The sequence below is a fragment of the Acinetobacter sp. AR_0276 genome (genome assembly GCF_003000705.1).
GTDB lineage: Bacteria > Pseudomonadota > Gammaproteobacteria > Pseudomonadales > Moraxellaceae > Acinetobacter > Acinetobacter nosocomialis.
This window is the reverse complement of sequence record NZ_PSQO01000004.1, coordinates 1,811,377-1,825,796: the sequence shown is the minus strand read 5'-3', so window position 1 is coordinate 1,825,796 and position 14,420 is coordinate 1,811,377. Positions and strand designations below refer to the sequence as shown.

General features: G+C 38.5%; 12 protein-coding genes and 2 pseudogenes. 6 read left to right on the top strand and 8 right to left on the bottom strand.

Annotated elements, in window-relative coordinates; all coding sequences use genetic code 11:
* Positions 1-18 precede the first annotated feature (18 nt).
* The 3 genes from CSB87_RS09550 to CSB87_RS09540 all read right to left on the bottom strand — a co-directional run bounded on the left by CSB87_RS09550 (position 19) and on the right by CSB87_RS09540 (position 2,913).
* Positions 19-1,074, bottom strand: coding sequence for an aromatic ring-hydroxylating oxygenase subunit alpha (locus CSB87_RS09550; RefSeq protein ID WP_004884253.1), 1,056 nt, complete (start codon positions 1,072-1,074; stop codon positions 19-21).
* A 291-nt stretch (positions 1,075-1,365) separates the two neighbouring features.
* Positions 1,366-2,526, bottom strand: coding sequence for a glutathionylspermidine synthase family protein (locus CSB87_RS09545; protein WP_004884251.1), 1,161 nt, complete (start codon positions 2,524-2,526; stop codon positions 1,366-1,368).
* A gap of 21 nt (positions 2,527-2,547) precedes the next feature.
* Positions 2,548-2,913, bottom strand: a complete 366-nt coding sequence (locus tag CSB87_RS09540) for a hypothetical protein (protein WP_004711255.1) — start codon at positions 2,911-2,913, stop codon at positions 2,548-2,550.
* Between the two features lie 136 nt (positions 2,914-3,049).
* Between CSB87_RS09540 and CSB87_RS09535 the strand changes: the two genes are divergently transcribed.
* Positions 3,050-3,673 (top strand): nucleotidyltransferase family protein, encoded by a 624-nt coding sequence (locus CSB87_RS09535; RefSeq protein WP_004884249.1) that lies wholly within the window; start codon positions 3,050-3,052, stop codon positions 3,671-3,673.
* 51 nt (positions 3,674-3,724) lie between these two features.
* On the opposite strand, the gene CSB87_RS09530 is transcribed toward CSB87_RS09535, so the two are convergent.
* Positions 3,725-4,678, bottom strand: coding sequence for a TerC family protein (locus CSB87_RS09530; RefSeq protein WP_004884247.1), 954 nt, complete (start codon positions 4,676-4,678; stop codon positions 3,725-3,727).
* 317 nt (positions 4,679-4,995) lie between these two features.
* Complete coding sequence (locus CSB87_RS09525) at positions 4,996-5,592, bottom strand: undecaprenyl-diphosphatase (protein WP_004884245.1); 597 nt, start codon at positions 5,590-5,592, stop codon at positions 4,996-4,998.
* Between the two features lie 137 nt (positions 5,593-5,729).
* Here CSB87_RS09525 and CSB87_RS09520 point away from each other — a divergent pair.
* Positions 5,730-6,980 (top strand): annotated as a pseudogene (locus CSB87_RS09520) (low temperature requirement protein A).
* 69 nt (positions 6,981-7,049) lie between these two features.
* On the opposite strand, the gene mpl reads toward CSB87_RS09520, so the two are convergent.
* The gene (gene mpl, locus CSB87_RS09515) at positions 7,050-8,423 is read right to left on the bottom strand and encodes a UDP-N-acetylmuramate:L-alanyl-gamma-D-glutamyl-meso-diaminopimelate ligase (protein ID WP_004884241.1); all 1,374 of its coding nucleotides are present in this window, start codon (positions 8,421-8,423) and stop codon (positions 7,050-7,052) included.
* Positions 8,424-8,664: 241 nt separating this feature from the next.
* Here mpl and CSB87_RS09510 point away from each other — a divergent pair, with 241 nt between their 5' ends.
* From CSB87_RS09510 to CSB87_RS09490, 4 genes are all read left to right on the top strand, one after another.
* Complete coding sequence (locus tag CSB87_RS09510; RefSeq protein ID WP_004711246.1) at positions 8,665-9,027, top strand: DMT family protein; 363 nt, start codon at positions 8,665-8,667, stop codon at positions 9,025-9,027.
* A 183-nt stretch (positions 9,028-9,210) separates the two neighbouring features.
* A complete protein-coding gene (gene purE, locus CSB87_RS09500; RefSeq protein ID WP_000994663.1) occupies positions 9,211-9,723 on the top strand; it encodes a 5-(carboxyamino)imidazole ribonucleotide mutase in 513 nt (170 codons plus the stop codon).
* A gap of 9 nt (positions 9,724-9,732) precedes the next feature.
* Positions 9,733-10,854, top strand: coding sequence for a 5-(carboxyamino)imidazole ribonucleotide synthase (locus CSB87_RS09495; RefSeq protein ID WP_004884239.1), 1,122 nt, complete (start codon positions 9,733-9,735; stop codon positions 10,852-10,854).
* 650 nt (positions 10,855-11,504) lie between these two features.
* Complete coding sequence (locus CSB87_RS09490; RefSeq protein ID WP_004711242.1) at positions 11,505-12,803, top strand: lytic murein transglycosylase; 1,299 nt, start codon at positions 11,505-11,507, stop codon at positions 12,801-12,803.
* Between the two features lie 48 nt (positions 12,804-12,851).
* Here the strand turns inward: CSB87_RS09490 and CSB87_RS09485 are convergent, their stop codons facing one another.
* Both CSB87_RS09485 and CSB87_RS09480 read right to left on the bottom strand, forming a co-directional pair.
* A complete protein-coding gene (locus CSB87_RS09485) occupies positions 12,852-13,238 on the bottom strand; it encodes a hypothetical protein (protein ID WP_006581484.1) in 387 nt (128 codons plus the stop codon).
* Positions 13,239-13,338: 100 nt separating this feature from the next.
* Positions 13,339-14,350, bottom strand: a pseudogene (locus CSB87_RS09480) (M57 family metalloprotease).
* Between the last annotated feature and the right edge of the window lie 70 nt (positions 14,351-14,420).

Here is a 14,420-nt window from a genome sequence, read left to right as displayed (position 1 = left end):
ACCCCAGTTAGCCAAGATTTAAACGGTATAACGTTTACTTAGTCCCCATTCAGCCAAAATCCGTCGATAAGTCGTTGATGAACGGTCTGCTTCAAAATGTGCTTCCATCATTAGATCGAGCGGTAGTTCTTCTGGTTTTTGTGATTCGACCATGTCTTGGTCTTCGGCAAAAATTTGCGCATTAAATGCATATACTTTTTCTAAATCACCTGTTTGGTCAAAGTTACGTGTGAGTGGAACAAATAAACGGGTCTTATTACTTGAGATAGGACAACAGACGTTCAAAATTTTTAAGACTCCACTTTCTGGGAAATTGACAGTAAGCACGGCAGAAAATGGCGGATAAACCTCAAAAGTACGCTTCCACAAAAAGCCTTCTGGTTCGAGATGTTTTAGCTCATGCGGATAATTACTGACATTGCTGATATAGACCGTTTTTAAGCCGTAGTTGGTACGTTCAGTGTGATATTTAGGGACGATGGGATTATCACGATTCGCAAAGGCGTTGTGATGCACCCATGCAAAATGAGCGACATCGATAAACCCTTCAAGCTGACGACCGCTAGAGCCACCAATATCCACAAAAGGTGGCAAAATTGCTTGATGCTCTGCATCATCCCAAGTATCTAATACAGGAATATTGGCTTGAGTAATATCACGACCATGAATACTGGTCCAAATGAGACCGTATCTTTGCACAACCGGAAATTTAGTTAGAGAAAAACGATCAGAAATTTTGGTTAGCTCAGGTTGAGCTGGTATTTGGGTACATTTCCCTTCGGTGTTGTAACGTAGACCGTGATAAGGACACACAATCTCCTCACCATCAACCCAACCTTTGGTTAAAGGCACGCCACGATGGGGACAAATATCTCGGACCAGATGAATTTCACCACTTTCTGTCTGGTAGAGTGCCATATTGACGTCTAGTAGTGTGACTCGTTGAGGCGCAGTAGAGACATCTTGAATACGCGCTACCGGATACCAATGGCTCGATAAAATTTCCCAATCTTTTGCATCAAAACTGCTGTTACATGGCATGGCAAGGGGTGTTAAAGTTGGAATCGCATTCATGGCATCACTCCTTAAAAAAATCAGGGCTCTCACGAGCCCCTAAAATCTAGGCTTTTTTCTTTTTTGGAGATGCAAAGAGCTTGCCAATATTGACTTTTAAGAAAATAAATTAGATAAAAATTTTAAAATACATGTGGTTAATTAATATTTTTTTTGAATTTTTGTTCTAATTTAGCTTTAAAAGCTAAAGTTTATTATTCGCTATGTACTTAGAATGCACTGATTGATTGCGTTGAGGGCACAATAAAAAAGCACCTAAAAAGTGCTTTTTTATATCTGTCTAGGTGTTTATTAATCGACAAAATAATGCGCTGCAAAATGGGCGTCATTACCAATAATGTCATAGCAATCTTCACGAATAGACATGCCGGCACATTGATGTCCGACCATCCATAAACCGAGTGTAGGCAGTTGTCCTGAAAATAATGGGGTATCTACCCATTTCTGTACGACATAACCATATTTGTCATAGTCATCAAAATAAAAGCTACCAGAAGCTGCACCTTGGTCATGGCCGTCTTGTAAAACCCGAATATTGGCACCTTCCCTTGCCAAAATCGGCTTTTTCACCCATTTGCCAGACAAAGCTTGTTGCGGGTCATAGGTATGGGTTTCGACCAATAATGGATGGTTTGGATAACGCTTCCAAAGCTCAACCAGAATTGCTTTATTTGAAAGTAGCATTTTCCAGCAAGGTTCAATCCATTGTGTTTGTGGGTGAATATATTGAGAAAATGCTTCTTCCCAGATCCATTCCCATGGATAGAGTTTAAATATGTTTTGAATGGGTTGGTTATGAAGGTCAACAAAATCTTGCCCATTCCAGCCTATGTTCTCCATAGAAAGCTCGGAAACTTGTAGATGAGCTTGATAAGCGGTATCCATCAAGTACTCTAAATTGCCCCAGTCTTCCCTTCCCGCTTCCTGACTGGCAGCAAAATGCACGTGGCTACCACGCGGTAAAATTGTCTTCCAGCGTTTAATCAGGTCTTCATGAATGCTATTGAACTGGTCCCGGTTTGCAATGCCCGAGACTTGTTCTATCCACAGCCACTGCGCTACAGAAGCTTCAAGTAAGCCAGTCGGTGTGTCGGCGTTATATTCCAGCATTTTGATATTTCGCCCATCGTAAGCGAAATCAAAACGGCCATACAGCATCGGAGCATTTTGTTTCCATGAGTATTCAATATGGCTTATAGCGGTTTCGGGAATTTGAAAGTAAGCAGGATAGTCACCCCGTTGAATGAGATCTCCTACTATCGATAAACACATCTGATGCAGTTCATTTGCTGCATCTTCAAGTTGTTCAATCTGCTTAAGCGTAAATTCATAAGCAACCCCTTCAGACCAGTAAATTGAGCCATCGAGAGAAGGTAAATTAAAATAATCGAAACCAATATGTTGATGCTCCACTTGCCAGTCTGGACGTGGAGTAAATATTTTTCTTTTCATATTCAGTGAATGCCTGAGGAGTTAGCCGCCGAAAGAGAAGCCGCTACGACCAAAACCACCACGAATTGGGGATGAAGAAGATGCGCTTTTCGCCGTACTTGAAATAATGGGGTGACCTACACTCAAATTGCTGTAAGGATGTAAGGTATTGCCGTGATAAGAAACTTCCCGATTGTTTCGATAATACGCGGGACCTAAATAGCGGCTACCAACATAGCTAGAACCATGTCCACTTGAGCTATTTTCTTGTTTACATGTTTCGTTATTCCAGTCGCGAGCACAGTCATATTGGTTGTTATATACATCTTGTACTAAAGGACCATCTTTATGGCTACATGCCGTGAGTAATAAAGGGACCACGACAAGATTAATTTTTTTAGAACGCATGAGACTCCACACATTTTAATAAATATGTTCGGCATGAAATACCGAATTGCTGTTATCTATTATGTTTCTGATTAGGAAAGATAAATTTTTAGTTGGCATATGATATTGATCAGCGCTTTTAAAGTACAGAGCTTCTATGTACTATTACATGGTGGATGTCTTTAGCATTTTTCAAAATATGACAAATATATATAATAATTATCAACAAGATTTTATTGATTTGGTGATGAAATCTCCTTGTTTATTAAAGATATTAGCTATCATTTCTCAATTGCATCCAAAAGTTTATTTAAGTGCTGGTGCGGTGAGAAACACTGTTTGGTCATATTTACATGGCAAAACTTATGATTTAAATACAAGTGATATGGATGTGATTTATTATAATGCTAATGAATATGATGATAGTTATCAAAAAAAGTTGCAAAGTGATTTAAAAAGCAAATTTCCAAATCAAGATTGGGATGTTGTTAATCAGGCTTTGGTACATACATGGTACCGTAAAGATAATGGTGAAAAAATTCAACCATTAACTTCGATTGAGGAAGCATTATCATTATGGTCAGAAACAGCAACAGCTATAGCAATACGTTTCGACACATTCGGTAATTTAGAAATAATTGCACCTTTTGGCTTATCAGATTTATTTGAATTGAATTTACGTTGGAATTCAGCTCTAGTTAGTTATCAGACTTTCAAAAATCGTGTAGAAAGCAAAAATTGGTTACAACAATGGCCAAAATTAAAAATAGTCAATTCCTAATTTAAAAAGGGCTTTCTATGAAAGCCCTTTAATATTATGTAAGTAAAGATTCTATGAGATGTGTCGCTTATTGTGTCGTAAAGAGAGGTAAGCAGTGATTGCTAATACTATGACAATAAAGCTTAACGAGATCCAGATTGGCATATGGAATACATCAAGCAACAACATTTTTGCACCAATGAACAATAAGATAATGCCTAAGCCATACGGTAAATAATGCAGTTTAGAAGCAGCGCCAGCAAGTAAGAAGAACATTGCGCGTAAACCTAAAATTGCCATTAAGTTTGCCGTTAAAACAATAAATGGATCACTCGTTACCGCGAAAATAGCAGGAATAGAGTCTACCGCGAAAATTACGTCTGAAGCTTCAACTAAAATTAAAACTAGAAATAACGGCGTTGCCCACAATAAACCATTTTGACGTACAAAGAATTTGTCACCTTCAAGCTGCGGCGTAATACGCATGTGCTTACGTAGCCACTTTAAAACTTTGATATCTTCGATATTGGTTTCTTCTTCTTGGCCTTTTAAGAACTTGAAGCCTGTATATACCAAGAACGCACCGAAAATATAAAGCACCCAAGAGAACTCTTGAACGAACCATGCACCAATGAAAATAAAGAGAGTACGCAGTACGATTGCGCCTAATACGCCGTAGAGCAAAATTTTACGTTGTAGTGCCGCTGGAATAGCAAATGCCGCAAAAATCATTAACCAGACGAAAACGTTGTCAATCGCGAGGGACTTTTCAAGTAAGTAACCTGCAAAGTATTCCATGGTTTTTTGGTTTGCTAAGATCACCCCAACCGTTTGTTGAAGATAAAGCCATAAACCGCCACCAAATAAGACCGCGACGCTTACCCACGCCACACTCCAGTAGGCAGCTTGCTTAATTGAGACATCCTGGCCCTGCTTTTGTTTAAAGCCCAAGAAATCAATTAGGAGCATGACAATGACTATGCCAAAGAATGCTACGTACAGCCATAAATTGCCGATTGTTTCCATAAATCCTCCCTACATCCGGCAATTGGGCATAAAAAAACCTCGACCAGTTGCCAGATGAATTAAACATCTGTATCAACATGATCAAGGTCTTGCCTACATCATGAATTTCACGATGCTCAGATACCGACTTTTTAATAAAAGTGTATTGACGATATCTGACACATAACATTGCTGTTATGTTTGGAGGAGGCTACTCCCCTTGTCAAACTAAATTCTGTATTGGATAAAACCTATCCAATTTCACATAGAATGGCAGATTTTTTTGTATTACGCAACTGAACTTAATGTCGTAGCGTGAATACCAAAAGTTCTATGGATTATTTAATCAAACCACGATCTAAAAGTGGTTTACATATAATCTGGTAAAGGTGAATAAAGAATGCGGTCAAACTTGTACCGTAAGCATTCCAAAAGTAATAACCTGCTGTATTGACCAATAGCGCGACAATAAAAGCACCCAACATATCTAAAGGGAAATGCACACCTAAATAAATACGTGACCACGCCACCACAAATGACAAAAATAAAAGAATCATTCCAATTATTTTGCGCTGAGCAAACAAATAAGATAGCGAGATGGTGCTAAAAATTAGCATATGATTACTTGGAAAAGACGCTGTTGGTGCATGTTCAATAAACGTGGTGCCCACACCCATCACAAACGGTCTTGGATGGTGATAAAACAGAGAAATAATATAACCCACCAAAAGTGATATGCAGGTTAAAAAGACAGATTTAATGACCCTATTTTTTAAATCTTGATCGCCATAAAACCATAAAAATGTAAGTATGAATAAAAGAATATACAGGAGATCATTAGCAAAAAAGATAGCAAGACGAATGATAAATTGACTCGCATCCTGAGCACCATTGATGACATGGAATAAGCTAAGGTTGAGTGGTTCTAAAGACATTCATATTCCAAACGAGAACAATAAAACGTGGGCTATGATAAAGAATTAAGCCTATTGTCTTGATAAAGAATTGTCACAAAAATGAAATATAGTTTATTGATGAGTAAAGATTAATCATCAGACCTGAATAATTTTTAATGCGTGATCTGGACGTTAATATTAAAGTGTTAACGTGTTGGCACTTTATTCGAGAACGTTAATTTTATGACTACTCAAGAAAAACAGAAAAAATTAAGTTTGAGGCCTTTATCTCCAAGAGATCCAAAACAGCCGCATAGAGCAGCGACTCCCTTTAATTATTGTTCGATTTAATTTTTGTGGTTGCGATTGCCACAGCGGGTCAGCAGTTACATCATGCGATTATTGAAAATCATCTATGGCATGCTCTGCCAAGCTACCTGATGGTATTTTTTGCACTGTGGTGGGCATGGATGAATTTTTCATGGTTCGCTTCAGCTTACGATAATGATGATGCATTGTATCGGTGCCTTACTTTTGTACAGATTGTAGGTTCATTGGTGATGGCCGCAGGTATACCTGATGTGTTTCGTAGTCAGGACTTTGACATCATTATTGTGGGCTATGTGATTATGCGCTTGGCTTTAGTCACCCAGTGGCTCCGAGCAGCAAAACATGATCCTGAACGGCGAGTTACGGCTTACCGCTATGCGATAGGTATAGTCTTAGTACAAATTGGCTGGCTTGTAGCTAACTTTGCTCATGTCCTTTCTATACCTCTATTTTTATGTCTAGTTGTGTTCGAGTTATTTGTTCCCATCTATGCAGAAAAACATTCGCCTACGCCGTGGCATCCTCATCATATTGTAGAGCGCTATGCTCTCCTCACTATTATTGTTTTGGGCGAATCAATCGTAGGTAGTTTTAATGCCATACGTGATGCGCTTGCGGCTCAATCTATCAATATTCCAGCCGTTTTCTTAATGATTGGTGGATTGATGCTCATGTTCGCAATGTGGTGGGCTTACTTTGATCGTAGTGAACAGCATCATCATTTTAAAGGTGTACGCCCATTTGTATGGGGTTATGGCCATTATTTTGTTTTTGTAAGTATTGCTGCGGTGGGTGCTGCGCTTGCCGCCGCCGTGGATGTCACGACCCATCATGCACATATCTCTGATTTATATATGGGTGTGATTGTTGCTGTGAGTGTGGTGCTTTATACCACCTGTATCTGGATGTTATACGAGTTTGAGTGTTTAGCTGGAATTTCTAAATGGTTTTATCCTATTACCGCGCTTATTATTTTATGTATTCCATTCATTTGTAATAACGTGGGATATAGCGTGTTTGCAATGGGTATCGTCTATACCTTACGTTTATTCATCTCGAATAAATTTATAGAAGATATAGAGCCAAAGCAGGTTTAAAAACCATTAAACTAAAAAAACGGGTTTCAATTTGAAACCCGTTTTTTATTGAATCATCTAGAGCGAAAGTTAAGCAGCTTTTGCTTTTAATGCGCTTATAAGTTTTTGATGTAAGCCACCAAAGCCGCCATTAGACATAATCACCACAGCATCGCCCTCACCTGCTTCATTGACAATACGGTCAATAATTTCATCAAGTGAACGGCTGACTTGAGCACGGTTTGAAGCAGCTTCAATTACAGGTTGTAAATCCCAGTCTAAACCTTCTGGCTGGTACCAGATAACGTCATCTGCTAAGCGTGCTGAATGTGCCAAGCCATCTTTATGGCTACCCATGCGCATGGTATTTGAACGCGGTTCAATAATGGCCCATAAACGACGTTCGCCTAAACGTTTACGTGCGCCATCCAAAGTCGTGTCAATTGCTGTTGGATGGTGAGCGAAGTCATCATAAACCTCAATACCATTCACTGTACCGAGTAACTCCATACGGCGTTTTACACCGCCAAAGTTAGATAAAGCGTCACAAGCCTTTTCAAGCGAAACACCCACATGTTGAGCGGCTGCAATGGTTGCCAAAGCATTTGCTACGCTGTGTTGCCCTGTCATGTTCCATTTCACTTCACCAACAACATGACCATTTTCGAGGACTTTAAAATGGCTGCCATCAATTGAAATTAATTCGGCAGATAAAGCAGCTTTTTCATTTGCTTCTAAACTTGTACGAATCACTGGTGTCCAGCAGCCCATTTCAAGTACTTCATCAATATGAGTTTCGGTAATTGGAGCAATAATACGGCCTTCACTTGGAATAGTACGAACCAGATGATGGAACTGTTTTTGAATTGCTGCTAGGTCATCAAAAATATCGGCATGGTCAAATTCAAGGTTATTTAAAATCGCCGTTTTTGGGTGATAATGAACAAACTTAGAACGTTTATCGAAGAAAGCTGAGTCATATTCGTCGGCTTCAACGCAGAAGTATTTGCCACCGCCTAAACGAGCACTTTCACTAAAACCAAGTGGCACACCACCAATTAAAAAGCCTGGGTTTAAACCAGCCTGATCAAGTACCCAAGCCAACATGGTTGTTGTGGTTGTTTTTCCATGAGTACCCGCCACCCCAAGGACATGTTTGCCTTGTAAAACGTGGTCAGCAAGGAACTGTGGACCAGAAATATATGGCAGGCCTTCATTGAGCATGTATTCGACGGCATCAATACCACGTTTCATAGCGTTGCCGACAATGACCAAATCTGGATGAGGCTGTAAATGACTACGGTCATAGCCTTGCATGAGTTCAATACCTGCATTTTCTAACTGGGTAGACATTGGCGGGTAAACATTTGAATCGGAACCTGTTACCTTATGTCCTAAATCACGAGCTAAAAGTGCTAAAGAGCCCATAAAAGTGCCACAAATACCCAAGATATGCAGATGCATTGCTCGCCTTCTCCACTGCTTTTGTACACAGTATTAATGTGAATTACTGTGTTTTCATTATTGATAAATTTGCCAGCAACGATAGCAAGGCTCAACTGGAAAAGATAGTCAAAATTCGTTGTTGTTCTATGTGTTTGAGGCACTCATAAAAGTACAGCTTTATTTTTTAGATTTAAGCTGAATTATAGTTTTATCTTTTATAATGTTTTTGATCCATATTAATACTTAAATCATCGTGACGATGAAGGATGTGCCTTTGAGCCCAACGGTTTTAGCTTTTGTGCTATTAATTATTTCGAACTGTTTTATGACACTTGCATGGTATGGGCATCTTAAGTTTTTGCACCATGCTCCATTCTGGCAAGCGATTTTATTCGGTTGGATTATTGCCCTACTGGAATATAGTTTTATGATTCCAGCAACTCGAATCTTGAGTGATCAAAACTGGACTTTGGGTGAAATGAAAATTACCCAAGAAGTGGTTACCCTCATTGTATTTGTACCATTTATGGTGTTGCTGTTTAAGCAGCCGTTTAAATTAGACTATGTTTGGGCCATGTTATGCTTGTTTGGTTGTGTCTATTTTGTATTTAGAAGCCAGTAAAATTATTTGAAATTGGGTTTTCAGACAGATCGTTGTTAAATCCATCGGATTCACGCTTTTTCCTCATAAACTTGGGCTTTGGGGTGAGTGAAAAAACAGCTATAATATTGGCCTCATCTTTTTCTCTCATGCTTGGCTTGGTACAAGTCGAGTTTTTACCATTTTTACGCTTTGGAAATGCCAATGAACGCGGTCGCAACAGATACCCAACCTTTAGTCGGAATTATCATGGGTTCCCAGTCCGATTGGGCAACGCTTGAACATACTGCCAATATGCTTAAACAGCTTGGTGTCCCATTTGAAGCGGAAGTGGTATCTGCTCACCGTACGCCAGACCGTTTATTTGAATACGCAGAAACTGCGCGTGATCGCGGTATTCAAGTGATTATTGCAGGCGCTGGTGGCGCTGCGCATTTACCGGGTATGTGTGCGGCAAAAACTGACTTACCTGTGTTGGGTGTACCAGTTAAATCATCAATTTTAAATGGTGTAGATTCATTACTTTCAATCGTACAAATGCCAGCAGGTATTGCAGTCGGTACTTTGGCAATTGGCCCAGCTGGTGCGACTAATGCTGCGATTATGGCTGCTCAAATCTTAGGTTTAACTCGTCCTGAAATTGCAAAAAATGTTGCAGATTTCCGTGCTGCGCAAACTGATAAAGTTGCAAGCAACAATATTCCGGGACAGGTTTAAGAGGCTGAAATGGATAAAACTATCGGTATTTTTGGTGGTGGGCAATTGGGCCGTATGATGGCGCAAGCAGCTTTACCATTAAATATTCAATGTACTTTTTTTGAAGCAAATACAGATTGTCCAGCAGGTGTTTTAGGCCAAGTTTTTTCTAGCCAAGATGAACAAGGTTTAAAGCAGTTTATTGAAAGTGCTGATGTTTTCAGTCTTGAGTTTGAAAATACGCCGGTTGCGGACGTAGATGTTTTAACACAAACCAAAACATTGCACCCTCCCCGTATTGCTTTAGCAACTGCACAAAATCGTTTGTCAGAAAAAGCATTATTTGATGAACTTGCGATTCCTGTTGCGCCGTATCGTGCTGTAGACAGCCTAGAAAGCTTAAAAAAAGCTGTTGCTGAGCTTGGTTTACCAATTGTGCTCAAGACAGCAACTGGTGGATATGACGGCAAAGGTCAGTTTGTACTTCGTTCAGAAGACCAAATTGATACAGCTTGGGCAGAGCTTGGTCCTGCAAAAAGCTTAGTTGCTGAAAGCTTTGTGAAGTTTTCTCGCGAAGTTTCGATTATTGCAGTACGTGGTCAAAATGGTGAAGTGAAGACTTGGCCATTAGCTGAAAACCACCATCACAACGGTATTTTGTCGCACTCAATCGTGCCTGCACCGAACAGTGAAGCTCTACAACCAGTTGCTCAAGACTACATTACGCGTTTGTTGAATCATCTCAACTACGTTGGCGTGTTAACTCTCGAGCTATTTGTGACAGAACAAGGCCTATGTGCAAATGAGATGGCACCACGTGTGCATAACTCAGGTCACTGGTCAATTGAAGGCGCTGTATGTTCGCAGTTTGAAAACCATGTTCGAGCTGTTGCAGGGTTACCATTAGGTTCAACAGACGTTGTTCGACCAACGGTCATGATCAATATTATTGGTCAGCATCCTAAAACTGAAGATGTTTTAGCACTAAATGGCGCTCATCTGCACCTTTATAACAAATCAGAACGTGCTGGCCGTAAGTTAGGCCACATTACGTTAATGCCTGTGGATAGTAATGAATTGACGAATTTATGCCGTCAATTAGCGAAAATTTTGCCAGAACCACTCGCATTAACAGCTGATATGACCATTTAATTCAGTTAAAATTTGCAAAAAAGCGATCTTCGGATCGCTTTTTTTGTCTTTTAAATTTAAAAAATATTAAAAACCTGTTATTTGCTCACTGTGGATAACTTTTGTTGAGCTTTTAAATTTAAATGAAGGTCCTGATTTTGAATTTAAAATAAGTTATCCCCAATACCTAAAGTTTGAATTTAAATCGGGTCTCTAGCTTATGTGCGTTTTGAATTTAAAAAGATGCATGTTATCTGAGTGGTATTTTGAATTCAAAACTATATCTAACTTTTAAATTTAAAACATGTATCCATGAGTGGTGAGGGGCTTGTAGCGTATAAAGATGATGAAAGATACAGAGAATATAGGGATTTCGGCAGTTTTAGTGTGTGGTTTTATAAGTTATCCACAGTTGGTTTATGGTTTGAATATTTAAATTTAAACTGATGTTTTGAATTTAAAGTATGGACGCGATTTTTGAATTTAAAAATAATTAATCTGATGTTGGAAGTTTTAAATTTAAAACTGGATGCAAAATTTGAATTTAAAACTCCGGAAATGAATTTAAAGAAGGAATTATGAATTCAAATTTACGATTTCTCTCTGAAAATTTTGAGTCCATAATGGTATGGTAAAGACAAATTTAAATTTAAAAATTGAACTAGGATAATATGCGACGTTTTTCTTGTATTGTTGGGTCTATATTTTTGACAATGACTCAGGCTCAAGCAGAGCTGATAATTAATGGTTCTACTTCTACAATATCTAGTAATGCAACAGTTCCTGTAACGAATAGCAATACTTACACGCCTAATAATAATTTTCAGAGTTGTTTGGCAAATTTACGTTCGCAAGCGATTGCTGCGGGTGTTTCGGGTAGCACGTATGACCGTTATACACAAAATTTAACGCCGGACTACTCAGTAATTGATAAGTTAAATTATCAGCCAGAGTTTTCGACACCAATTTGGGACTATTTATCTGGTCTTGTAGATGAAGAACGTGTTGAGCTTGGGAAACAAAAATTAGCGCAATATCGTGATGTTTTAAATCGTGCCTCTCAAGTTTATGGCGTACCGCCTGAAACAATTGTGGCAGTGTGGGGCGTTGAAAGTAATTTTGGCGATATTTCTGGAAAATATCCTTTATTGCAGGCACTTGGAACATTAAGTTGTGAAGGGCGCCGGCAAAGTTATTTCCGGACAGAATTTTTTGCCACTATGCGTATTTTGCAACGCGGTGATTTAACCGAAGATCAACTTAAAGGTTCATGGGCTGGCGCTTTTGGACATACACAGTTTATGCCATCAACTTATGAACGCTTAGCTGTTGATTTTGATGGTGATGGTCGTCGTGATTTAGTATCTAGCACAGCAGATGCATTGGCATCTACGGCTAATTTCTTGAATAAAGCTGGATGGCAAACTGGTATGCCTTGGGGCTTTGAAGTCAAAATTCCATCAGGTATGTCAATTGATGGAGAAGGGCGTCGCTCTAAAAAGCCATTGAGTAGCTGGAGTTCACGTGGGGTAACCCGAATTGATGGTACACCATTAATTCAAGGTGCATTATCTGGTAGCACACCAGCTGGGTTAATGGCGCCTGCAGGAGCAAGTGGTCCAATCTTTTTAGTATTTAAAAATTTTGATGCTATTTATAGCTATAACGCAGCAGAAAGTTATGGACTTGCAATTGCACATTTATCTGATCGTTTAAAAGGTGGGAAACCATTCGTTGCTTCTTGGCCAACAGATGACCCTGGTACTTCTCGCGCAGAGCGTCGTGAGATTCAGCAATTTTTGATTAATCGTGGTTATGATATTGGTGCTGTTGATGGACTGATTGGAGATAAAACCCGTGTTGCTATACGTCAGGAGCAAACCCGTTTAGGTTTAAATCCAACAGGACGGGCAGGGCAACAAATTTTACGTGCATTCCGTCAGGAACAAGCACGAAAAATGATGCAATAAGGCATTAAATAAAAAGGTCTGCATATGCAGACCTTTTTTATTGAATAACTAAATTATGGATTGATCTAGCTTTACTGCTTCTAAAATATCAAAAATAACTGAAGTGACATCTTGGCTTAGGTCGCGATCATTAAAGATTTCATAAGCAGTAATAGTGACATCAGTGTCACTTGGTAATTGCTTCTGTTCTTCTTCAATTAAATGTTCGATAGGCAGTAAAGTCTGTTTAACTTCAAGATGTAAAATATCTTTATATTCAATATTTTCATCTTCAAGCTCAATTTCTTGCTCGTTAAAGTAAGGCAACAAAATAGAATGAAGGTACGGTTTAAGTTCAATAATATCAAATAGTTCGATATCTCGAGTTTGTTCAATCGTACTAATGTGGTCATTTACTTCAATCAGGATATGATAATAACTCATCTTGATCTCCATTCTATTTTAGACGGCTCTTACAACCACAATAACATGACTTTGACATGAATTTCGATGTATCTATTTATAAAATAGATACATCGTTATGTCTCATAACTAATTATTGAGGTAAAGCGTTTAATAGATCACGATCAGCATCAGTTAAAACATTACTTTTTTTATCGCTGTCTTTGCGAACTGAGTACATTAGGGCACCCGGTTGATCGCTATGTTTTAAGCCTAGTGCATGGCCTAATTCATGAGCAATCGTTAAACGTAAATCATCAATTGAGCTATACTCATAAATTGTGATTTGTTTACCGTTATAAATCCCTTTCTTAAATACATCAGCTTGGGCATTTTGCTTAAACTGATTTAAAGATTGATTGAACTGATCGTTAATCTGATTAAAGTGATTAACCTTTTTGTTTAAATCTGCAGCTTGCTGATTATAAGCGGCAATATCTTTCTTCAAAGAAACAGTTTGCTTCTGTAAATCTTTCTGAGTCTTCGCAAGAGATTTTGCTGTGTATTCAGGTGCTAATTTACCTTCGTTAAACTGCATCATTTGTTGATCAAAATTTTTCAACTTCTCATTTAAGATCTGTTTTTTGTTTTCAAGATCAGATTGAGTTTGACTAAAATTTTGCTTCAACTGCTTAATTTGCTGCTGTTCATCAATTACACGTTGTTGATCTTGCTTAAACTGAGCAGAAATTTTTTGACGCTCTGCTGAACGATTTTGGCTATCATCGTATACAAGACGAATTTCTAACTTTGCATTTGGGTCATAAGTAAAGTAATTTTTACCTGTACCTTCTTTCCAGATATCAGCAGCTTGCTGAGTAATCTGAATCAATTGATCTTGACTTAAACCAAAACGAGGATCAACTTCAGCAATTCTATATGTTAAATGTTGAGCATTTTTTTGCTGAACTTGAGTGTTTACAGGAGTTGCAAGATGAGCATTGGCCTGAAAATTAGAAAAAGCAAAAGCCAAGCCTAATAACAAAGATGTTAAGCGCAGAGTCGTCAGGGGGGAGATTTTAAAAAAAACGTATTATAAGAAGATAAAATGAAAAATCAATCAAAAAATATACAATTTCGATAAATAAATGAGACTTTGGTCTCATTATTTTTTACCATTTGCCAAATTATTTGTTAGTAAAATTTGAACAGTTTTTATTTTATTTAGTTTATTTA